The organism is Burkholderia arboris, assembly GCF_038723655.1.
GTDB classification, from domain to species: domain Bacteria; phylum Pseudomonadota; class Gammaproteobacteria; order Burkholderiales; family Burkholderiaceae; genus Burkholderia; species Burkholderia arboris.
The window spans coordinates 842,127-862,180 of record NZ_CP109821.1 but is presented as its reverse complement, the minus strand read 5'-3'; the positions used below and the strand labels follow the sequence as shown (position 1 = coordinate 862,180).

The window sequence follows — 20,054 nt, the reverse complement described above, 5'->3', positions numbered from 1 at the left end:
CCGTCTTCAGACGCGCGCCGCGCCGGCTTCGGCGGCCACTTCACGCACATTCAGGGCTTGCGGCGGCAGCGGGTCGTGCGGACGCGTCTCCAGCCAGAATCGGTACATCAGGTTCTTCGCGGTATCGAGGCGGTACGTGCTCGTCGCACGCATGTCCGACAGCGGCTGGTAGTCGCGCTCGAGCGCCTGCATCGCGGCCTGCGCGGTGGCTTCGTGCCACTGCGCGCCATCGAGCACGGCTTCGGTGTGGGTCCCGCGCTTCGGCGTCGCGGCCATCCCGCCGAATGCGATGCGCGGCTCGCGGATCGTGTCGCCGTCCGCGATGAACGCGAACGCCGCGCACACGGCCGAGATGTCCGAGTCGAACCGCTTCGACAGCTTGTACGTGCGGAACTGCAGCTTCGCGCGCGCGCCGGTGCGGGTCGGCACCTTCAGGCCGACGACGAATTCGTGCGGCGCCATGTCCTTCTGCTGGTAGCCCGTGTACAGCGCCTCGAGCGGCAGCTCGCGCACCGTGTCGCCGCCGCGCAGCACGACCCGCGCGCCGAGGGCGATCAGGCCCGGCATCGAATCGCCGATCGGCGAGCCGTTCGCGACGTTGCCGCCGATCGTGCCCGCGTTGCGGATCGGCAGCGACGCGAAGCGCTTCCACATCTCGGTCAGTTCCGGATACGTGACGGCCAGCGCCGCATAAGCCTTCTCGACCGTTACGCCCGCGCCGATCTCGATCCAGTCGTCGCGTTCCACGAGGCGTTGCAGCTCGGCGATCTGGCCGACGTAGATCAGGTCGTCGAGCCGGCGCATCTGCTTGGTCACCCACAGGCCGATGTCGGTGCTGCCCGCGAGAATCCGCGCGTCGGGACGCTCGGCCTTCAGCGCGGCCAGCGCGTCGAGCGTGCGCGGCGCCGCGAAGCGCGCGCCGTTGACCGTCGTGTAGTCGAACGTGTCGTCGCGCTTGAGCGACGCGAGCGTGCGGGCCAGCGCGGCCGTGTCGACCGGCGCCGACGGCGCCGGCGCATCGAACATCTGCACGGCCGCCTCGACGATCGGGCGATAGCCGGTGCAGCGGCACAGGTTGCCGGTCAGCGCATCGGCGATCTCGGTGCGCGTCGGCACGTCCTTCGCCTTCGTGCACGTGGCGGCGCAGCCTTCGTGGCCGTGCTTCTCGTACAGCGCCCACATCGACATCACGAAGCCGGGCGTGCAGAACCCGCATTGCGAACCGTGGCAATCGACCATCGCCTGCTGCACCGGGTGCAGCGCGCCGTCCGGCTGGCGCAGGTCCTCGACCGTGAGCAGCGCCTTGCCGTCGAGCGTCGGCAGGAACTGGATGCACGCGTTGACGGCCTTGAACTCGACCGCGCCGGTGTCGGTCAGCTCGCCGACGACGACCGTGCATGCGCCGCAGTCGCCTTCCGCGCAGCCTTCCTTGGTGCCGGTGCAATGCGCGTCCTCGCGCAGGTATTGCAGCACGGTGCGGGTAACGTCCGCGCCGCTGACTTCGCGGATCGCGTGACGATGGTAGAAGCGGATCGGCTCACTCATGTCTCGATGATTCTTCAAATGGGGGGCAAGGCGGCCTGCGCGGAGCGCCTGACCGACGTTTTTCTGACAGTTTGCACGCTATCACCATCAAATTCCGCAACCCATAGCCCATCACGCATGGGGCCCATATAACTGCCGCGATATGAGCGCCGGGCCCGCCCGGCGCCCTTTCCACACGGTGCGCTGCGGCCGTTCCCGACGCACCCGCCGCCGTCCGCCATCCTCGAAAAAAGGTCGCGATTAACTAAATGGTACCTGCGGGAAAACCGGTTCCATGGGAAAATCCCGATTCCCTTTTTCGCCGTCTTCCGTCCGTTTCGTTCATTCGTTCCGACCCCATGTCCACCGATTCCGCCACACCGCCGCGCAGCGGGTTCGCGGTCACGCTGCAAATCGTGTCCGTCGTCTGCTTCACGTTCATCTGCTACCTGACCATCGGCCTGCCGCTCGCGGTGCTGCCGGGCTTCGTCCATGACGACCTGGGCTTTTCCGCGATCGTCGCGGGCGGCGCGATCAGCGTCCAGTACTTCGCGACGCTCGCGTCGCGGCCGCTCGCCGGGCGCCTCGCCGATACGCTCGGCCCGAAGCAGACGGTGCTGCGCGGGCTGATCGGCTGCGGCGCGTCGGGGGTGCTGCTGCTCGTCGCGCTGCTGCTCGCGCACTGGCCGGCCGCGAGCCTCGTGCTGCTGGTCGCGAGCCGTCTCGTGCTCGGCGTCGGCGAAAGCCTGTGCGGTACCGGCGCGATCCTGTGGGGCATCGGCCGCGTCGGCGTCGCACACAACGCGAAGGTGATCTCGTGGAACGGCATCGCGACCTACGGCGCGCTCGCGCTCGGCGCACCGGTCGGCGTCGCGATCGCGAATACGCTGAACCCGGCGCTGATCGGCGTGATCGTGATCGCGCTGGCCGCGCTCGGCTTCTACCTTGCACGGCTGATCGCTTCGGTGCCGCTCGTGCACGGCGAACGGATGTCATACGCGAGCGTGTTCACGCGCGTGCTGCCGCACGGCCTCGGCCTCGCGCTCGGTTCGGCCGGTTTCGGCTCGATCGCGACCTTCGTCACGCTGTACTACGCGGCGCGCCACTGGCCGAACGCCGCACTGTCGCTGACCGTGTTCGGCACGCTGTTCATCGGCGCACGCCTGCTGTTCGCGAACACGATCAAGACCTACGGCGGCTTCCGCGTCGCGATCGTGTCGTTCGCATTCGAATGTTCGGGCCTGCTCCTGCTATGGCTCGCGCCGGTGCCGCACATCGCGCTCGTCGGCGCCGCACTGACGGGCTTCGGCTTCGCGCTGATCTTCCCGGCGCTCGGCGTCGAGGCCGTCGCGCTCGTGCCGCCCGCGAGCCGCGGCGCGGCGCTGTCCGCGTATTCGGTGTTCCTCGACCTGTCGCTCGGCATCACCGGCCCGCTCGCCGGCTATGTCGCGGGCGCGTTCGGCTATCCGCAGGTGTTCCTGTTCGCGGCGGTGGCCGCCGCCGCGGGCGTCGCATTGTCGATGGTGCTGTACCAGCGGCAGGCGCGCGTGGCCGGGACGAGCGCGGCGGCCTGACCACGCTGCGCGTCGCATCGCAGCCGGTCGCGCACATCGCGCCGCCGCCCCAAAAAAAACGCCCTCATCGCGCGGGCGTTTTTTTATCCGTTGGCCGGTTCGGCAGCCGCGAGCGTCAATCAGGCCGTCCGCAGAAACAGCCGGCGCGTCAGGTCGAACGCGACGAGGTTGCCGGCCACTACGAGCAGCAGCCCGACCACCGCGAGCGGCGACCACTGGTAGCCCTCGAACACCGTCGACACGGCCAGCGCGACGATCGGGAACAGCACCGTGCAGTACGCGGCGCGCTCCGGCCCGATCCGGCCGACGAGCGTCAGGTACGCGGTGAAACCGATCACCGAACCCGGCACGGCCAGATACACGAGCGCGCCGAGATAGCGCGGGCTCGTGTCGAGCGTGAACGGCATCCCGGCCGCCACGCTGCCGACGGTCAGGATCGCCGCGCCGATCAGCATCGCCCAGCCGTTGGTCACGAGCGGGTGCAGCCCCATCGACTGCATCCGGCTCGACAGCAGGTTGCCGATCGAGAAGCACATCGTGCCCGCGAACGCGATCGCAAGCCCCATCCAGGTCGCATGGTCGTCGAGATGGCCGGCCATTTGCTGCCAGAACAGGCACGCGATGCCGGTCAGCCCGAGCAGCGCGCCGGCGATCGCCGACGGCCGCAGCGGGCGCCCCATGAACAGCCTGCCGTTGATCGAGTTCAACAACGGCGCGGTCGAGAAGATCACCGCGACGAGTCCGCTCGGCACGACCTGCTCCGCATAGTAGAAGCACAGGAAGTTCAGGCAGAACAGCGCGAAGCCCTGCGCGACGAGAAAACGCCACGCTTCGCGCGGCGGGCGCACCGGCCGGCGCATCACGCGCAGCAGCGCGAACAGCACGACGGCCGCGAGCCAGAAGCGCCACGCGATCGACACGGGCGGCGGCACCGAGCCGAGCTGCCACTTGATCGCGATCCAGGTGGTGCCCCAGATCAGCACGGTGACGAAATAAAGCGACAGGTTCATGGCGGCAATCCGGAAAATCGGGTGAATCGGGATCCCGACTATGCCGCCGCGCGGCGCGGGCCGATTGTCCGGAATTGCGGTCTTTTGGGGGACGCCGCACGCGCTGCCGCGTCCCCGCTTATACTCGGCGCATCATGAGCTTCTCCCTCTCCGCCCCGCCCGTCGACCACGCCGCCGCCCTGGCCGGCGGCGATCTGCCGTTCGGCCTGCAGTCGGTCTGCCGCACGCTCGCCGACGCGAACGCGACGCTCGAGCGCTTCGCATGGCTCGGCGACCATCTGGCGATCGCCGAATGGACGCGGATCACCGACGAAAGCGAGACGGTCTACGAGCAGCCCGGCCACCACACGCTGTCGTGCTACCTCGACGGCGGCTACCGGACCGAGCGCCAGCGCGTGCCGCGCTACGGTGCGCCGAGCCTGCTGTGCGCGCTGCCGGGCGACCATGAATCGCGCTGGTGGGTGCGCGGCGAGATGCACTTCATCCACCTGTATTTCCTGCCCGAGCACTTCACGCAGCGCGCGATCCGCGAACTCGATCGCGAGCCGCGCGAGCTGAAGCTCGCCGATCGCACCTATTTCGAGGATGCGCGCGTCGCCACGCTGCTGCGCTCGCTCGCGCTGGACGGCTGGGACGATGCCGACGAGCGGCTGCGCGTGAACGAGACCGCGCACGAGGTGCTGAGCCTGCTGCTGCGCGGGCAGAGCACGACGCGCACCGACACGACGTTCCGCGGCGGGCTCGCGCCGGCCGTGCGCCGCCGCGTGCGCGACTATATCGATACGTATCTCACGCAGCCGCTGACGCTCGGCGAACTGGCCGAGGTCGCCGCGCTGTCCGAATACCATTTCTCGCGGATGTTCCGGCTGTCGTTCGGCCGCGCGCCGCATGCCTGGGTGGCCGAGCAGCGCCTCGCCCGGGCGCGCGAGCTGCTGCGCACGACGGCGCTGCCGCTCGCGCAGGTCGCGGCCGACTGCGGCTACGCGAACGCCGGCCACTTCAGCCATCGCTTTCGCGACGCGCACGGCACGACGCCGAATACCTACCGGCGCGCGATGCAGGGCCGCTGAGCGCGGCCCCTTTCCTCGCTTTCCCGCTTACGCGCCGCGCCGGGACAGTTCCTGTTCGAGCGCCGCGACACCGGCCGGCAGGTCGACCGGCACCTTCAGGTCGACCATCGTGCGGCCGAACGCATGCAGCGTGCGGAACAGGTTGTGTTCGCGGCACTGCTCGCCCATCTGCCCGATCCGCACGATCGGCAACCCGAACGAGCCCGAGATCTCGACCTGGTACTGCTTCGAGATGTGGCCGCAGACCATTCCGGGCGTGAGCCCCTCGGGCGTCTCGATCCCGACCACCGAATTGAGCCGGCAGTCCTTCGGCGCGTACAGCTTGAGCCCCATCGACTCGACGCCCGCCTGCAGCGCGAGCGAGCAACGCAGATGGCGCGCGAAGCGGCTTTCGAGCGTCTCCGCGCAGACGAGCCGCAGCGCCTCGTGCAGCGCGAGCACGCCCGACACGGGCGCCGTGTAGTGATAACCGGCGTTGTGCCAGAAGTTCTCCGCGAGCGCCATGTCGAGGCACCAGTGCGCGTTCGGCTCGGTGCGATGCTTCATGCGCTCCCACGCTGCGTCGGAGAAGGCGATCAGCGACACGCCCGGGATCGACGACAGCCCCTTCTGGCCGCCGGTGATCACCGCGTCGATGCCCCACGCGTCCATTTCGAGCGGCATCGTCGACAGCGTGCACACCGCGTCGACGACGACCAGTGCGCCGGCCGCCTTCGCGAGCGCCGCGATGTCGCGCAGGTCGCGGTTCCATACGGTGTTCGACGTCTCGCCCTGCACGATCGTGACGATCTCGGGCCGCTCGCGCGCGATCGCATCCGCGATCTCGTCGAGGCTCGCGACCGCACGGTCCGCCACTTCGAGCGTCGCGACGTCGGCGCCGACGCGTGTGGCCATCTCGGCCATCCGCGCGCTGAAGAAGCCGTTGCGGATCGACAGCACGCGCGTGCCGCGCCACGCGAGGTTCGAGATCGCCATCTCCATCGCGGCCGAGCCGGGACCCGCGACGCCGAGCACCCATTTCGTGCGGGTCTGGAACACGTAGCGCGCCATCTCCTTCACCTGCTCGATGATCTTCGCCATCGTCGCGCCGAGGTGGTTGATCACGATCGTGTTCGCCTTGGCGACGGCGGCCGGGATCGGAACCGGGCCGGCCCCCATCATCAGCAGCGGTTCTTCGGGCAGGATCGCGTCGAGCGGCACGACGACGGGACAGGGAATCGGCGAGTAATCGATGGACATGGCTGGAAAAAGGTGAGGAAAGGAAGTGCACGGACGCCCGCGGCACTGCGCAGCGAACTCATCGATCATTCCGCGTTCCGCGGCCTCGCGCAAGAGGCACGCACGTCCGGACGGCACGACGGTGGCCCGGTCGCCGGACCGGGCCAGCCGGCCGCGCACCCGTCGCGCAATGCGCTTTCCGAATGAAAAAAGGCGGCATGCCGGTTGTGAAACGGTTCCATTCGGGTTCTTCACACACGATTTTCTCGGTCAATATCACGAAGAGTCGTCGAAGCCGCCGGTTCAACCCGATTCAGCCATCGAGCGCAATCGACCTGCCACCTGATAAAAATTACAGAGGGGAATGCGATACACAAAATCCGGCGTAGAAAAAACATCCACTATTGCGGCATGTATTTAGGGGATCGACTCCTTAATTATTCTGAAAACCTGACTCAAATCGACCCCAACCGATTGATTAACATAAGAAATATTCGCCATCTCGACGCATATTCCAATAGCGCGACGGTTTTTCCAGACGAGTCGTTGCTGCGTCGCAACGTTAAACCGGTACCCCCGATTTTAATTTTCCGCAACCCGCCCGTTTTCGCAGGTTGACGGATATCGGTCCGGTATTTAACAATTGTCTGCGGAATCGGAAATGGATTTTTCGATACGAAGGAGAACTGGGGGCCGCGCGATGCGCTTTCGAGGTTGCGCGGCGGAAAATCACAATCAAAATCAATCAACCGGGCCAGAAATACGCAAGCCATGAACCAGATTCAGACCATGCGTGTATTCGTCTGCGTCGCCGAGCAGCAAAGCTTCCGGCGCGCGGCGCACCATCTCGGCGTGTCCAATGCACTCGTCACGCGTTCGATCGCGATGCTCGAGGGCCACCTGAACACCCGGCTGATCCACCGCACCACGCGTAACCTGTCGCTCACCGAGGCCGGCGTGCGCTACCTCGAAGGTTGCCGTGCGCTGCTAGAGGAATTCGACCACCTCGAATCGTCCGTCGCACATGCCGTGCGCGAACCGGCCGGCACGCTGCGCGTCGTCGCATCGGGCCTGCTGTCGCCGCTGGCGCTGACGCCGCTTGTCAGCAGCTTCCGGCACCGCTACCCCGAGCTGCGCGTGCAGTTGACCGTTGCCGAGGAGCCGCTCGACGTGCTCGATTCCGGCTACGACGTCGGCATCGTCACCGGCAACCGGCTCGACGGCAATCCGACGCTGATCGGCCATGCACTCGCGCCGAACCCGTTCGTCGCGTGCGCGGCACCCGCCTATCTCGACCGCCGCGGCGAGCCACGTCAGCCCGACGACCTGCCGGGCCACGACTGGGTCACGCTCGCGGCGCACCAGCACGCGCCCACGTGGCAACTGGTCGGCCACGACGGCGTCGCGCATTCGGTCACGGTACGCCCGGCCTGCACGGTCAACCAGCTCGCGCTCGTCCAGGCGGCGGCCGTGGCCGGCGCCGGCATCGCGGTGCTGCCCGAGCCATGCGTGGCCGACGCGCTCAACAACGGCACGCTCGTGCGGCTGATGGCCGGCTACCGGATCGACGATCCGGACACGCAGTTGTCGCTCGTCTATCCGAACCGCCAGTACGTGCCGGCCCGCACGCGCAGTTTCGTCGCGCACGCGCTCGACCACTTCAGCGCGCAAACCGCCCGCGACCGGACGGATTACGGCTTCCTGCGGCCGGCGCGCGGGCCTGAACGTGCCGACATCGTCACGGGGCTGCAGTAAACTGCGCGCGTCAGCCTTCGGAGGTGCAGCGTGCGCGTGATCCTGTTCAGCAGCCGGCAGTACGACGACGATTCGTTTGCCGCCGCCAACCGGCAGTTCGGCTATCGGCTGCACTTCCAGCCGTCGCACCTCGACGCGGAAACCGCGATCCTCGCGCACGGCTATGACGTCGTCTGCCCGTTCGTCAACGACACCGTCGACGCAGCCGTGCTCGAACGGCTTGCCGACGGCGGCACGCGCCTGATCGCGCTGCGCTCGGCCGGCTTCAACCATGTCGACCTGGCGGCCGCCGAGCGGCTCGGCATCGCGGTCGTGCGCGTGCCCGCCTATTCGCCGCATGCGGTCGCCGAGCACGCCGTTGCACTGATCCTCGCGCTCAACCGCCGCCTGCCGCGAGCCGTCGCCCGCACCCGCGAAGGCGACTTCTCGCTGAACGGCCTGCTCGGCTTCGACCTGCACGGCAAGACCGTCGGCGTGATCGGCACCGGCATCATCGGCAGCGTGTTCGCGAAGATCGTGATGGGTTTCGGGATGCACGTGCTCGCACACTCGGTGCCGCCGTACAACGACGAACTGATCGCGTTCGGCGCCCGCTACGTCGAACTCGACGAGCTGCTGCATCACGCCGACATCGTCAGCCTGCACTGCCCGCTGCTGCCGTCGACCCACCACCTGATCAACGAACGGACCCTCGCGCGGATGAAGCATGGCGCGATGCTGATCAATACCGGCCGCGGCGGCCTCGTCGATGCGCAAGCGCTGGTCGACGCGCTCAAGAGCGGCCAGCTCGGCCATCTCGGGCTCGACGTGTACGAGGAGGAAAGCGGGCTGTTCTTCGAGGATCACTCCGACCTGCCGCTGCAGGACGACGTGCTCGCGCGCCTGCTGACGTTCCCGAACGTGATCGTCACGTCGCACCAGGCGTTCTTCACGCGCGAGGCGCTGGCCGAGATCGCGCACACGACGCTGCTGAACATCGAGGCGTGGCATGCGGGCGCGCCGCAGAACACCGTGACGGCAAACCGCTGAGAAACGGCACGTTTGACGGTCAGCAGCACGCCCGCAATCGTTTGCTTGTGCCCGCTGCTGCGCACCGCACTCGCCTTCGTCAACAATTCCGTGCTTTGTTTCGGCTGAAGCAACGTTTCGGGCGCGCGGTCTGATATCGTTGCGCCGACGTCCTCCCCTGCCTTTGCCGCTCATGCGTTTCGACGATTCCGACATCGCCGCCGTCTACCGCGCCATTTTCGAACGGCGCGACATGCGCCACTTCACGCCGGCGCCCGTCGATCCGGCCGTGCTCGCGCGCCTGCTGCGCGCGGCGCACCACGCACCGAGTGTCGGCTTCATGCAGCCGTGGCGCTTCATCCGCATCACCGATCCCGCGCTGCGCGCCGCGATCCACGCGCTGGTCGACGCCGAGCGCCGCGCGACCGCCGACGCGCTCGGCGAACGCCAGGACGAATTCATGCGGTTGAAGGTCGAAGGCGTGCGCGAATGTGGCGAACTGCTGGTCGTCGCGCTCGCCGACGGCCGCGAGCGCCACGTGTTCGGCCGCCGCACGCTGCCGGAGATGGATCTGGCGTCCGCTGCGTGCGCGATCCAGAACATGTGGCTCGCGGCGCGCGCGGAAGGGCTCGGGATGGGCTGGGTGTCGCTGTTCGACGTCGATGCGCTGCGCACGCTGCTGCGGATGCCCGACGGCGCGAAGCCGATCGCCGTGCTGTGCGTCGGGCACGTCGACGCGTTCTATACGCAGCCGATGCTCGAAGCGGAACGCTGGGCCGCGCGGATGCCGATCGAAGCGTGCCTGTTCGAAAACGGCTGGGACGATCCGGCCGCGCTCGACGGCGCCGGACCGCTTTCAACGCCGGGCGACACGGCGACGGATCCCGAAACGGACAACACGCCGAACGCGACGCCCGGCGGTCCACCCGAACGCATCGCCTGACGCACGGCCCGGCCGCTGCCATCGTTCCGCCCCCAAACGCGGTCGAACGCGGAAAATCGCCGCCGGATCCCACACTGTGAGCGTCCCGCCGGCCGGCGCGTCGCACGGCGGCAACAACCGTTTTGGCCCCAAGCATAGGGGTTTTCACTGAAGTAGAATCGCGGCTGTCGTTCGCCTTGCCGACCGCCCGTCCCGCGCATCCTGCGCCTGGCTCGAGCGGCATCTTTCCCGAGCCTACCGCGATGCCCTTACCTCTTTTCGCCCTTGCCGTCGCCGCATTTGGAATCGGTACCACCGAATTCGTGATCATGGGCCTGCTGCCCAATGTCGCGCGCGATCTCGGCGTGTCGATTCCGGCCGCCGGGATGCTCGTGTCGGGCTACGCGCTCGGTGTGACGATCGGCGCGCCGATCCTCGCGATCGTCACCGCGAAGATGCCGCGCAAGCGCGCGCTGATGGGCCTGATCGGGCTGTTCATCGCAGGCAACCTGTTCTGCGCGATCGCGCCGGGCTACGCGGTGCTGATGGCCGCGCGCGTCGTCACCGCGTTCTGTCACGGCGCGTTCTTCGGGATCGGCTCGGTCGTCGCGAGCAACCTCGTCGCGCCGAACCGCCGCGCGCAGGCGATCGCGCTGATGTTCACCGGCCTCACGCTCGCGAACGTGCTCGGCGTGCCGCTCGGCACCGCGCTCGGCCAGGCGTTCGGCTGGCGCGCGACGTTCTGGGCCGTCACCGGCATCGGCATCGCCGCGGCCGCCGCGCTCGCGGTGTGCCTGCCGAAGAACCTCGCGATGCCCGACACCAGCATCACGCGCGAATTCAGCGTGCTGAAGCACCCGCAGGTGCTGATGGTGCTCGGCATCAGCGTGCTCGCGTCCGCGAGCCTGTTCAGCGTGTTCACGTACATCACGCCGATCCTCGAGGACGTGACGGGCTTCTCGCCGCGTCAGGTCACCTATGTGCTGCTGCTGTTCGGTCTCGGCCTGACGGTCGGCGGCACGCTCGGCGGCAAGCTCGCCGACTGGCGCCGGATGCCGTCGCTGATCGCGACACTCGCGCTGATCGGCATCGTCCTCGCGCTGTTCGCGGGCACGATGCACGTGCCGTTCGCCGCGCTCGCGACGATCTTCGTGTGGGGCATCCTCGCGTTTGCGATCGTGCCGCCGCTGCAGATCATGATCGTCGATCGCGCGAGCGATGCGCCGAACCTCGCGTCGACGCTGAACCAGGGCGCGTTCAACCTCGGCAATGCAACCGGCGCGTGGCTCGGCGGGATGGCGATCGGCTCCGGCGTGTCGCTCGTGAACCTGCCGTGGGTCGGCGTCGCGATGGCCGTCGCGGCGCTCGCGCTCACGCTGTGGTCGGCGTCGCTCGAACGCCGTCCGGTGGCCGTGCCGACCGAGTACGTGTAATGCAACCCCGTTGCAATCGTTGCGTACGCAACTCCATGCGATCCTGATGGCCTTCATGGACCTTTCAAGGACTGCGGTGTAGCATCCCCGCCGATGAAAGCCATTCTTAATCGCGATTTTCTCGCGCTGATCCTGAGCGTCGCGGTCGTCGGGCTCGGGACCGGCGCCACGCTGCCGCTCACCGCACTCGCACTGACCGAAGCCGGACACGGCACCAACGTCGTCGGCATGCTGACGGCCGCGCAGGCACTCGGCGGCCTCGCGATCGTCCCGTTCGTCACCGCGCTTGCGCGGCACATCGGCTCGCGCCGCGCGATCGTCGTGTCGGTCGTGCTGCTCGCGGCCGCCACCGCGTTGATGCAGTTCACGTCGAACCTGATCCTGTGGGGCGTGCTGCGCGTGCTGTGCGGCGCCGCGCTGATGCTGTTGTTCACGATCGGGGAAGCGTGGGTCAACCAGCTTGCCGACGATTCGACACGCGGCCGCGTCGTCGCGATCTACGCAACCAATTTCACGCTGTTCCAGATGGCGGGCCCCGTCCTCGTAAGCCAGATCGCCGGTGCGACGGGCATCCGCTTCGCACTGTGCGGCGCGCTGTTCCTGCTCGCGCTGCCGACGCTTGCGACGATCCGGCGCGCGCCGCTCGCCGGCGACGACGCGCATCACGAAGCGCACGGCCGCTGGCTGGACATCCTGCCGCGCATGCCGGCGCTGATCATCGGCACCGGCTTCTTCGCGCTGTTCGATACGCTCGCGCTGTCGCTGTTGCCGCTCTACGCGATGGATCACGGCGTCGCGAGCGCGACCGCCGTGCTGCTCGCGTCGATCATGCTGTTCGGCGATACCGCGATGCAGTTCCCGATCGGCTGGCTCGCGGACAAGCTCGGCCGCGAACGCGTGCACCTCGGCGCCGGCTGGATCGTGCTGGCCGGCCTGCCGCTGCTGCCGTTCGTCATCGCGAATCCGTGGCTGTGCTGGCCGCTGCTGTTCGTGCTCGGCGCGGCGGCCGGCAGCATCTACACGCTGTCGCTCGTCGCGTGCGGCGAACGCTTCCGTGGCGCGGCACTCGTCACCGCGAGTTCGCTCGTGTCGGCGTCGTGGAGCGCCGCGAGCTTCGGTGGCCCGTTGGTCGCAGGCGCGCTGATGGAGCAACTGGGCAGCAATGCGCTGGTCGGCGTGCTGGTCGCCTGCGTCGCGGCGTTCGTCGCGGCCGCGCTGTGGGAACGCCGCACCGCGTTGCAACGCGCGGTCTGATACGGATCGACGAAATGACAACGGCCCGCATGATGCGGGCCGTTTTGCATTGCCGGGCCACCGTGCGCTACGCGCGACGTCTCGCGCGTGACGCGTTACGCATTCTGCGCCGGCAGGATCTTGCCGGCACACGTGCCGAAGCCGACGCGATAGCCGTCGCCCTGGCACCACCCGGCGAGTGTCAGCTCGTCACCGTCCTCGATGAACGCACGGCTGCCGCCGCCGCTCAGCGCGACCGGCTCCTTGCCGTTCCACGTCAGTTCGAGCAGGCTGCCGAACGAATCCTTCGTCGGCCCGCTGATCGTGCCCGAACCCATCAGGTCGCCCACGCGCGTGTTGCAGCCCGCGACCGTATGATGTGCAAGCTGCTGCGCCATCGTCCAGTACATGTGCTTGAAGTTCGTCCGGCAGATCGACGTCGCTTCGGCCGCGCCTTCGGCGCGCAGCGTCACTTCGAGCGCGATGTCGAATGCATGCCTGCCCGCGTGCTGCAGATACGCGAGCGGCTGCGGCGACTGTTCCGGCTGAGCGGTGCGGAACGGTTCGAGCGCGTCGAGCGTGACGATCCACGGCGAGATCGTCGTCGCGAAGGTCTTCGCGTTGAACGGCCCGAGCGGCACGTATTCCCACTGCTGGATGTCGCGTGCGCTCCAGTCGTTCAGCAGCACCATCCCGAAGATATGCGCTTCCGCGTCCTCGCACGCGATCGGCTCGCCGAGCGCGTTGCCCTGCCCGACGATGAAGCCCGTCTCCAGTTCGATGTCGAGCTTGCGGCATGCGCCGAACACCGGGCGCTCCTGGTCGGGCAGCTTCAGTTGGCCGTTCGGGCGCCGCACTGGCGTGCCGCTCACGACCACCGACGACGCACGGCCGTTGTAGCCGATCGGCATCTCCGACCAGTTCGGCAGCAGCGCATTCTTCGGGTCGCGGAACATCGAGCCGACGTTGGTCGCGTGCTCCTTCGACGAATAGAAATCGGTGTAGCCGGGAATCTCGACCGGAAGATGCAGGGTCGCGTCGCGCCGTGCGACAAGCACCTGCGCGCGCAGCGCCGCATCGTCACGCAGCGTCGGGTTGTCGCGCGAGAACAGGCCGGACAGTTGCACGCGCACGCTGCGCCATGCGTCGCGGCCGAGCGCGATGAATGCGTTCAGTGTCGGTGCGGCGAACACATCGGCGCCGGCCGGCAGCGTCACGAGGCCCGCGCGCGCGAGCGCGGCGAGATCGACGATCTGGTCGCCGAGCGCCACGCCCGCACGGCGCGCCGCCTGCTTCGCATCGCTGAAGATCCCGAACGGCAGGTTCTGGATCGGGAAATCGCAGGCGGGATCGTTCGCGGTGTCGACCCAGCTCTTGCGAGCCGGGTCGAGCGTCGCGCGCCAGTCTTGGGTATCGCTCATCGTTGCTCCGGATTGAAGTGTTTCCTGATGCCTTGCCAGCATTCGAAGTAGTCGGCCTGCAGCTGCGCGGTGTCGAGCGCATAGCGCGTCGGCCGGATCAGCGTGCGGGTCTCGAACATGAACGCCATCGTCGCGTCGACCTTGTGCGGCTTCGTCGTGTCGCTCGCGGACGCCTTCTCGAACGTGTCCGCGTCGGGCCCGTGGCCCGACATGCAGTTGTGCAGGCTCGCGCCGCCCGGCACGAAGCCTTCGGCCTTCGCGTCGTACGCGCCGTGCACGAGCCCCATGAACTCGCTCGCGACGTTGCGGTGGAACCACGGCGGGCGGAACGTATCCTCGGCCGCGAGCCAGCGCGGCGGGAAGATCACGAAGTCGATCGTGTCGACGCCCGGCGTGTCGCTCTGCGACTGCAGCACGAGGAAGATCGACGGATCGGGATGGTCGAAGCTGATCGAGCCGATCGTGTTGAACAGACGCAGGTCGTATTTGTACGGCGCGTAGTTGCCGTGCCACGCGACGACGTCGAGCGGCGAATGGCCGATATCCGCGCGCCACAGGCGGCCGTTCAGCTTCGCGATCAGCTCGAACGCGCCTTCGCGGTCTTCGTACGCGGCCTGCGGCGTCAGGAAGTCGCGCGGGTTCGCGAGACCGTTCGAGCCGATCGGGCCGAGATCCGGCAGGCGCAATTGCGCGCCGAAGTTCTCGCAGATGTAGCCGCGTGCGTCGCCGTCCGGCAGCGTGACGGCAAACCGCACGCCACGCGGGATCACCGCGATCTCGAACGGCTCGACGTCGACCCGGCCGAATTCGGTCGCGATGAACAGGCGCCCCTGCTGCGGCACGATCAGCAGTTCGCCGTCCGCGCTGTAGAAGAAGCGGTCCTGCATCGAGCGGTTCGCCGCATACAGGTGGATCGCGCAGCCGTTCATCGCGGCGGCCGAGCCGTTACCGGCCATCGTCACGAGCCCGTCGACGAAATCGGTCGGCTCGGCCGGCATCGGCAGCGGATCCCAGCGCAGCTGGTTCGGCGGCGTCGGCGGCACGTCGGCCGAATCGCCGAATTCCGACACGAGCCGCTGCGGGCCCGCGTACGGCTCGAACGGCCGGTGCACGGCGGCCGGACGGATGCGGTACAGCCACGAGCGACGGTTGTGGCCGCGCGGCGCGGTGAACGCGGTGCCCGACAGTTGCTCCGCGTACAAACCGTACGGCGCGCGCTGCGGCGAGTTGCGGCCGTGCGGCAACGCACCGGGCAGTGCCTCGGTGGCGAATTCGTTCCCGAAACCGCTCAGGTAGCCGGCGGTTGCCGGTTTCGACAGGTCAAGCGTCATCGTTTCCTTTCTCCCTCAATTCATCGCGGCATTCGGCGCCTGCACGCCGTTGCGCCGCGTCACACCGGCGAGCCCGAGGACGAACAGCGCCGAGCACAGCACGGGCACCGCGGCCGCATGGAACAGCGCGCCGTTCGACCAGTTGAGCGCAATCAGTTGCCCGCCGACGAGCGGCCCGAGCACCGAGCCGATCCGGCCGATGCCGAGGCTCCAGCCGATGCCCGTCGAGCGCAGCGACGTCGGGTAGTACTGGCCCGCGAGCGCGTTCACGGCCGGCTGCCCGCCGACCACGCAGAATCCGCCCGCGAACACGACGACCAGCAGCCACGGCAGCGCATGCGCGACCGAACCGATCAGCCCCACCGACACGGCCGCGCACGCGAAGCACACGAACAGCACGCGCACGAAGCCGTAACGTTCGATGAACCAGCCGAGCGACAGCGTGCCGACCACGCCGCCCGTTTGCAGCACCGTGCCGACGATCACCGCCGTGCCCGGCGAATAACCGGCATCGCGCATCACGGTCGGCAGCCAGTTCGACAGGAAATACAGATCGATCAGGTTCATGAAGCTGATCGCCCACAGCAGCAGCGTGACCGGCAGGCGGCCGTGGCTGAACAGTTCGGCGACCGGTGCGCCGCTCGCCGCGCGTTCGCGCACGACGATGCGCGTGTTCGCATCGATGCCGGCTTGCGGCGCGAATCGCGCGAGCCAGTCGCGCGCCTGCGCGACACGCCCTTTCAGCACCAGGAACTGCAGCGACTCGGGCAGCCGCGCGACCATCGCGATGGTCAGCACGAGCGGCACCGCGCCGCCGACGAAAAACACCGAACGCCAGCCGAATGCCGGAATCAGCGCGGCGCTGATGAAGCCGCCGATCGCCGCGCCGAGCGTGAAGCCGCACGACACGATCATCATCCGCTTCACGCGATGCGCGGCCGGGCTGAACTCGCCGACCAGCGCCATCGCGTTCGGCATGATGCAGCCGAGGCCGAGCCCCGTGACGAAGCGCAACGTCATCAGCACCGGGATCGAACCCGCAAACGGCGTCGCGAGCATCGTCACCGCGAAGAACAGCGTCGAGCCGATCAGCACCGGGCGCCGCCCGATCCGGTCGGCGAGCACCGACAGCCCGAGCGCACCGAGCAGCATCCCGAACAGGCTCGCGCTGAACACGGGGCCGAGCGCCTGCTTCGGCACGCCCCATTCGGCGATCACGCTGGGCGCGACGTAGCCCATCGCCTGCGCATCGAACCCGTCGATCACGAGGCACAGCCCGCACAGCACGAGCAGCATCCAGTGAAAGCCCGGGCGATGGGTCTCGTCGATCACGCGCTCGACTTCGAGCACGCGCGCGTCGGCCGGCGCCGCGCTCATTGCGCCACCTCGGCGGCCGGGTACACGGGCGGCGTCACGCCCTGGCGCGCGAGCGCCATCGCTTCGCGCAACACGTCGGCATCGCCGATCTGGTTCGCGAGCAGCAGGATCAGCTTCGCGTTGACGAGCTGGCTGTCGGCGTCGGACAGGTCGCGATGCATGTCGATCAGCGCTTCGTAGAACGCGTCGGGGTCGGCCAGGCGCGGGCGGGTGTCGAGTGAGGGCATGACGGGTCTCCGGTGTCTTTGTCGTATTCAGCGTGCGCAGGTCGCGCGCGCCAGTGCGTCGGCAATCGCCTGACGATCGAGCGTGCGCATGCGCGCGCAAACATGCTGGTCGGGGCGCAGCAGGTAGAACGTGCCCGGCTGCGCGTCGTAGCGTTGCGCGGCGAATCCGTCGACGTCCTCCACGACGTCGACGCCGGCCACCGGCTGCGCGTGCCCGGCCGGCACGACGAGTACCGGACGCACCGGCAGCGCGAGGCCGTCGACGGCCCTGGCGAGCGCAGCCGCATCGCCCGGCAACCCGAACAGCACGCCGGTGAAGCCGCCGCGCAGACGCTGCAGCAGCCAGCCCGACGCACCCTGCACGCGTACCGGCGCATCGGCCGCCGCCGCGCCCGGCCGCATCGCACCAGCAAACGTGTCGGCGCCGCGATCGGGCGTGTTCAGCGGCGAATCGGCCAGCACCGCCGGCACCGACAGGCGGCCGCTGTTCACGAGCTTGCGCGCGAACTCGCAGTCGCGCGCGAGTTTCAGCGTCGCATCGCGGAACACGCGCGACACCGCACTCTTCGGCGTGATGAAGTCGGTCGAGCGTGTCGAGTTGCGGATGTTCTCGTCGGCCGCGAACTCGCGCTCGCTCGCATACGTGTCGAGCAGGCTGTCTGCCGAGCCGCCGTCGAGCACGAGCTTCAGCTTCCACGCAAGGTTGTCCGCGTCCTGCACGCCGCTGTTCGCGCCGCGCGCGCCGAACGGCGACACGCCGTGCGCGGAGTCGCCCGCGAACAGCACGCGGCCGTGACGGAACGTGTCCATCCGCTGGCAGCGGAACGTATAGACGCTCACCCATTCGAGTTCGAACTCGACGTCCGGCCCGAGCAGCGCACGCACGCGCGGAATCACGCGCTCCGGCTGCTTCTCGGCGACGGGGTCGGCGTCCCAGCCAAGCTGGAAGTCGATGCGCCACACGTTGTCCGGCTGGCGATGCAGCAGCACCGACTGGTTCGGGTGGAACGGCGGATCGAACCAGAACCAGCGCTCGGTCGGAAACTCCGCCTTCATCTTCACGTCGGCGATCAGGAAGCGATCCTTGAACGTGCGGCCGTGGCTTTCGAGGCCCATCAGCGCGCGCATCGGGCTGCGCGAGCCGTCGGCCGCGATCACGTACTGCGCGTGCAGCGTCGCGACGCCGTCCGGCGTCTCGATCGTCAGCACCGCGTGTTCGGCCGACTGCACGATACCCGTCACCTTGTGCTTCCAGCGGATGTCGATGTTCGGCAGCTCGAACGCGCGGTCGGCCAGATAGCCTTCGACGTAGTACTGCTGCAGGTTGATGAACGCGGGGCGCGCATGCCCTTCCTCGGGCAGCAGGTCGAAGGCGTACAGCTGCTCGTCCTGCAGGAACACCTTGCCGACGTGCCAGCTCACGCCCTTGTCGACGAAGCGCTCGCCGCAGCCGAGCCGGTCGAAGATCTCGAGCGTGCGCTTCGCGAAGCAGATCGCGCGCGAGCCGGTCGACAGCGTGTCGTCGTCGTCGAGCAGCACGACGGGCACGCCCTGCTGCGCGAGGTCGATCGCGGCCGCGAGGCCCACCGGGCCCGCGCCGACAACGATCACCGGGTGGATGGCCGCGTCGTGCGCGCGCGCGCGGTACTCGAACTTCAGCGTCTGGTAATCGATGCTCATGGTCGCCATCCGCTCCTCAACCCTGCCGCGCGCGCACCGGCGCGCCCGTCGTTCCTTCCGTCTCCTGCCGGCGCGCCTGCCCGCCTGTCCTGTCAACCGCCACGTCTCGCTCCTTGCTTCCTGTTGATTCGCGAACGGCGCCGTCTCGCGGCACCCGCCTGCCGCATTTCTTGATCGGCGACAAATCTTGGATTTACGAATAGTAAAACCAATTACGAATAGTGAAATCAACGTAAACCCTAGGCACTGCCCCCGGGACGGGATAACCATATGAGCGAAACGCCAAGCCGAGCGCGGCGCACGCTGCTAATATCGAGAGAAGAGGCGGCCCTTTCGGCCGCCATTTTTCCTTTTCACGCCGATGATTCCGCCCACCATCCCCGAGCTGGTCGCCCGTGCCGGGCAACTGCCATATCTGCGGGAACACCTCGCGCTGGCCGAAGGCGGCACCGCGTGCGCGAATCTGCCCGAGCGCACGCTCGCCAGCGCCTACGAACCGATCTACGACGTGACGATGCCCGGCTCGCCGCAATCGACGTCGTTCGCCGATGCGATCGCGCGCTACGGCGACGAGCTCGGCTTCCAGGCCGTCACGCTCGTCACGGGCGCGCCGCACGATCCGGTCGATTCGGCCGTCGAAGACCAGACCCTCGTCGCGATCGACCGCCTGTCGCGCGCGCTGCACGCGATCAATTTCTTCGGCGCACAGCGCCACGGGCTGCTGTTCCTGCGCGTGCACGAGCGGCTGCTCAAGAGCGTGAAGTACGACCACGGCAAGCATTTCTCGTCGGTGCTGCAGCGCTTCGGGCTGCCAGCCGAGCGGATCGTGATCGAGCTGCCGGCGGTCGCGGTCGCCCACAAGACGTTCCTCGGCTACCTGACGCGCAGCTACCAGCATCACGGCTTCAAGGTCGCGGACAAGCTGCCCGACCCGGGCCGCATCCTCGCGGTCGAATCGGACATGGCACGCCCGGACTACATCAAGATGGATGCGGGCATCGCGTTGCGCGACGGGATGGTCAAGGCGCTCGTCGCCTATGCGCAGCGCGTGCGGATTCCGCTGATCTTCGACGGCGTCGTCGACGAGACGCAGTGCGAGCTGCTGCGCCAGCACGACGTGCGGTTCATGCAGGGGCCTGTATTCGCGAAGGTCGTGACGGCCTGAGCCGCGGGCGTGGAAGGCGCGCGCGGGGAGCGGCGCGCCGGAGGCAGGCCCGGATGTCGTGATGCCCGCAAGAGGGTGTTACCGGCGCGCGCGGCTGCCCCGCGCC

At 68.2% G+C, this 20,054-nt stretch carries 16 protein-coding genes; 8 read left to right on the top strand and 8 right to left on the bottom strand.

Annotated elements, in window-relative coordinates; all coding sequences use genetic code 11:
- Positions 1 to 6: 6 nt before the first annotated feature.
- Positions 7 to 1,545 (bottom strand): xanthine dehydrogenase small subunit, encoded by a 1,539-nt coding sequence (gene xdhA, locus OHZ10_RS04060; protein ID WP_342703702.1) that lies wholly within the window; start codon positions 1,543 to 1,545, stop codon positions 7 to 9.
- A 338-nt stretch (positions 1,546 to 1,883) separates the two neighbouring features.
- On the opposite strand from xdhA, the gene OHZ10_RS04055 reads away from it, so the two are divergent.
- Entirely contained in the window at positions 1,884 to 3,098 is a 1,215-nt protein-coding gene (locus tag OHZ10_RS04055; RefSeq protein ID WP_342703700.1) for an MFS transporter, read from the top strand.
- A gap of 119 nt (positions 3,099 to 3,217) precedes the next feature.
- Here the strand turns inward: OHZ10_RS04055 and OHZ10_RS04050 are convergent, their stop codons facing one another.
- Entirely contained in the window at positions 3,218 to 4,108 is an 891-nt protein-coding gene (locus tag OHZ10_RS04050) for a DMT family transporter (protein ID WP_059235867.1), read from the bottom strand.
- 134 nt (positions 4,109 to 4,242) lie between these two features.
- Here OHZ10_RS04050 and OHZ10_RS04045 point away from each other — a divergent pair, with 134 nt between their 5' ends.
- Entirely contained in the window at positions 4,243 to 5,178 is a 936-nt protein-coding gene (locus OHZ10_RS04045; RefSeq protein ID WP_256085622.1) for an AraC family transcriptional regulator, read from the top strand.
- Between the two features lie 27 nt (positions 5,179 to 5,205).
- Here the strand turns inward: OHZ10_RS04045 and OHZ10_RS04040 are convergent, their stop codons facing one another.
- Complete coding sequence (locus OHZ10_RS04040; RefSeq protein ID WP_059235871.1) at positions 5,206 to 6,417, bottom strand: pyridoxal-phosphate-dependent aminotransferase family protein; 1,212 nt, start codon at positions 6,415 to 6,417, stop codon at positions 5,206 to 5,208.
- A 750-nt stretch (positions 6,418 to 7,167) separates the two neighbouring features.
- Between OHZ10_RS04040 and OHZ10_RS04035 the strand changes: the two genes are divergently transcribed.
- From OHZ10_RS04035 to OHZ10_RS04015, 5 genes are all read left to right on the top strand, one after another.
- Positions 7,168 to 8,151: a LysR family transcriptional regulator gene (locus tag OHZ10_RS04035; RefSeq protein ID WP_059235873.1), complete on the top strand. Its 984-nt coding sequence runs from the start codon at positions 7,168 to 7,170 to the stop codon at positions 8,149 to 8,151.
- Between the two features lie 30 nt (positions 8,152 to 8,181).
- Entirely contained in the window at positions 8,182 to 9,180 is a 999-nt protein-coding gene (locus tag OHZ10_RS04030) for a 2-hydroxyacid dehydrogenase (protein ID WP_059235876.1), read from the top strand.
- A 172-nt stretch (positions 9,181 to 9,352) separates the two neighbouring features.
- Complete coding sequence (gene bluB, locus OHZ10_RS04025) at positions 9,353 to 10,102, top strand: 5,6-dimethylbenzimidazole synthase (protein WP_174993250.1); 750 nt, start codon at positions 9,353 to 9,355, stop codon at positions 10,100 to 10,102.
- Between the two features lie 242 nt (positions 10,103 to 10,344).
- Positions 10,345 to 11,514 carry an MFS transporter gene (locus OHZ10_RS04020; RefSeq protein WP_059235879.1) on the top strand — a complete coding sequence of 390 codons (1,170 nt, stop codon included), beginning with the start codon at positions 10,345 to 10,347 and terminating at the stop codon, positions 11,512 to 11,514.
- A 93-nt stretch (positions 11,515 to 11,607) separates the two neighbouring features.
- Entirely contained in the window at positions 11,608 to 12,768 is a 1,161-nt protein-coding gene (locus OHZ10_RS04015) for an MFS transporter (protein ID WP_059235881.1), read from the top strand.
- Between the two features lie 95 nt (positions 12,769 to 12,863).
- On the opposite strand, the gene fahA is transcribed toward OHZ10_RS04015, so the two are convergent.
- Genes fahA through OHZ10_RS03990 form a run of 5 tightly spaced genes read right to left on the bottom strand, consistent with a single transcriptional unit; the run spans position 12,864 to position 18,792 of the window.
- The gene (fahA, locus tag OHZ10_RS04010; RefSeq protein ID WP_059235883.1) at positions 12,864 to 14,168 is read right to left on the bottom strand and encodes a fumarylacetoacetase; all 1,305 of its coding nucleotides are present in this window, start codon (positions 14,166 to 14,168) and stop codon (positions 12,864 to 12,866) included.
- Positions 14,165 to 15,499, bottom strand: coding sequence for a homogentisate 1,2-dioxygenase (hmgA, locus tag OHZ10_RS04005; RefSeq protein WP_174993247.1), 1,335 nt, complete (start codon positions 15,497 to 15,499; stop codon positions 14,165 to 14,167). The genes fahA and hmgA overlap by 4 nt, the downstream gene beginning before the upstream one ends.
- A gap of 15 nt (positions 15,500 to 15,514) precedes the next feature.
- Entirely contained in the window at positions 15,515 to 16,876 is a 1,362-nt protein-coding gene (locus OHZ10_RS04000; protein WP_342703694.1) for an MFS transporter, read from the bottom strand.
- Positions 16,873 to 17,103 carry a DUF2783 domain-containing protein gene (locus OHZ10_RS03995; RefSeq protein WP_342703692.1) on the bottom strand — a complete coding sequence of 77 codons (231 nt, stop codon included), beginning with the start codon at positions 17,101 to 17,103 and terminating at the stop codon, positions 16,873 to 16,875. Before OHZ10_RS03995 ends, OHZ10_RS04000 begins: the two co-directional genes overlap by 4 nt.
- Before the next feature lie 27 nt (positions 17,104 to 17,130).
- Positions 17,131 to 18,792, bottom strand: coding sequence for an FAD-dependent oxidoreductase (locus OHZ10_RS03990; RefSeq protein WP_342703690.1), 1,662 nt, complete (start codon positions 18,790 to 18,792; stop codon positions 17,131 to 17,133).
- A 352-nt stretch (positions 18,793 to 19,144) separates the two neighbouring features.
- Between OHZ10_RS03990 and OHZ10_RS03985 the strand changes: the two genes are divergently transcribed.
- The gene (locus OHZ10_RS03985) at positions 19,145 to 19,948 is read left to right on the top strand and encodes an EAL domain-containing protein (protein WP_059235895.1); all 804 of its coding nucleotides are present in this window, start codon (positions 19,145 to 19,147) and stop codon (positions 19,946 to 19,948) included.
- The last annotated feature ends 106 nt before the right edge of the window (positions 19,949 to 20,054 follow it).

Coding starts and splice junctions, on each gene's coding strand:
- xdhA (WP_342703702.1), bottom strand. CDS start 1,545: ATGAGTGAGCCGATCCGCTTCTACCATCGTCACGCGATCCGCGAAGTC.
- OHZ10_RS04055 (WP_342703700.1), top strand. CDS start 1,884: ATGTCCACCGATTCCGCCACACCGCCGCGCAGCGGGTTCGCGGTCACG.
- OHZ10_RS04050 (WP_059235867.1), bottom strand. CDS start 4,108: ATGAACCTGTCGCTTTATTTCGTCACCGTGCTGATCTGGGGCACCACC.
- OHZ10_RS04045 (WP_256085622.1), top strand. CDS start 4,243: ATGAGCTTCTCCCTCTCCGCCCCGCCCGTCGACCACGCCGCCGCCCTG.
- OHZ10_RS04040 (WP_059235871.1), bottom strand. CDS start 6,417: ATGTCCATCGATTACTCGCCGATTCCCTGTCCCGTCGTCGTGCCGCTC.
- OHZ10_RS04035 (WP_059235873.1), top strand. CDS start 7,168: ATGAACCAGATTCAGACCATGCGTGTATTCGTCTGCGTCGCCGAGCAG.
- bluB (WP_174993250.1), top strand. CDS start 9,353: ATGCGTTTCGACGATTCCGACATCGCCGCCGTCTACCGCGCCATTTTC.
- OHZ10_RS04020 (WP_059235879.1), top strand. CDS start 10,345: ATGCCCTTACCTCTTTTCGCCCTTGCCGTCGCCGCATTTGGAATCGGT.
- OHZ10_RS04015 (WP_059235881.1), top strand. CDS start 11,608: ATGAAAGCCATTCTTAATCGCGATTTTCTCGCGCTGATCCTGAGCGTC.
- fahA (WP_059235883.1), bottom strand. CDS start 14,168: ATGAGCGATACCCAAGACTGGCGCGCGACGCTCGACCCGGCTCGCAAG.
- hmgA (WP_174993247.1), bottom strand. CDS start 15,499: ATGACGCTTGACCTGTCGAAACCGGCAACCGCCGGCTACCTGAGCGGT.
- OHZ10_RS04000 (WP_342703694.1), bottom strand. CDS start 16,876: ATGAGCGCGGCGCCGGCCGACGCGCGCGTGCTCGAAGTCGAGCGCGTG.
- OHZ10_RS03995 (WP_342703692.1), bottom strand. CDS start 17,103: ATGCCCTCACTCGACACCCGCCCGCGCCTGGCCGACCCCGACGCGTTC.
- OHZ10_RS03990 (WP_342703690.1), bottom strand. CDS start 18,792: ATGGCGACCATGAGCATCGATTACCAGACGCTGAAGTTCGAGTACCGC.
- OHZ10_RS03985 (WP_059235895.1), top strand. CDS start 19,145: ATGATTCCGCCCACCATCCCCGAGCTGGTCGCCCGTGCCGGGCAACTG.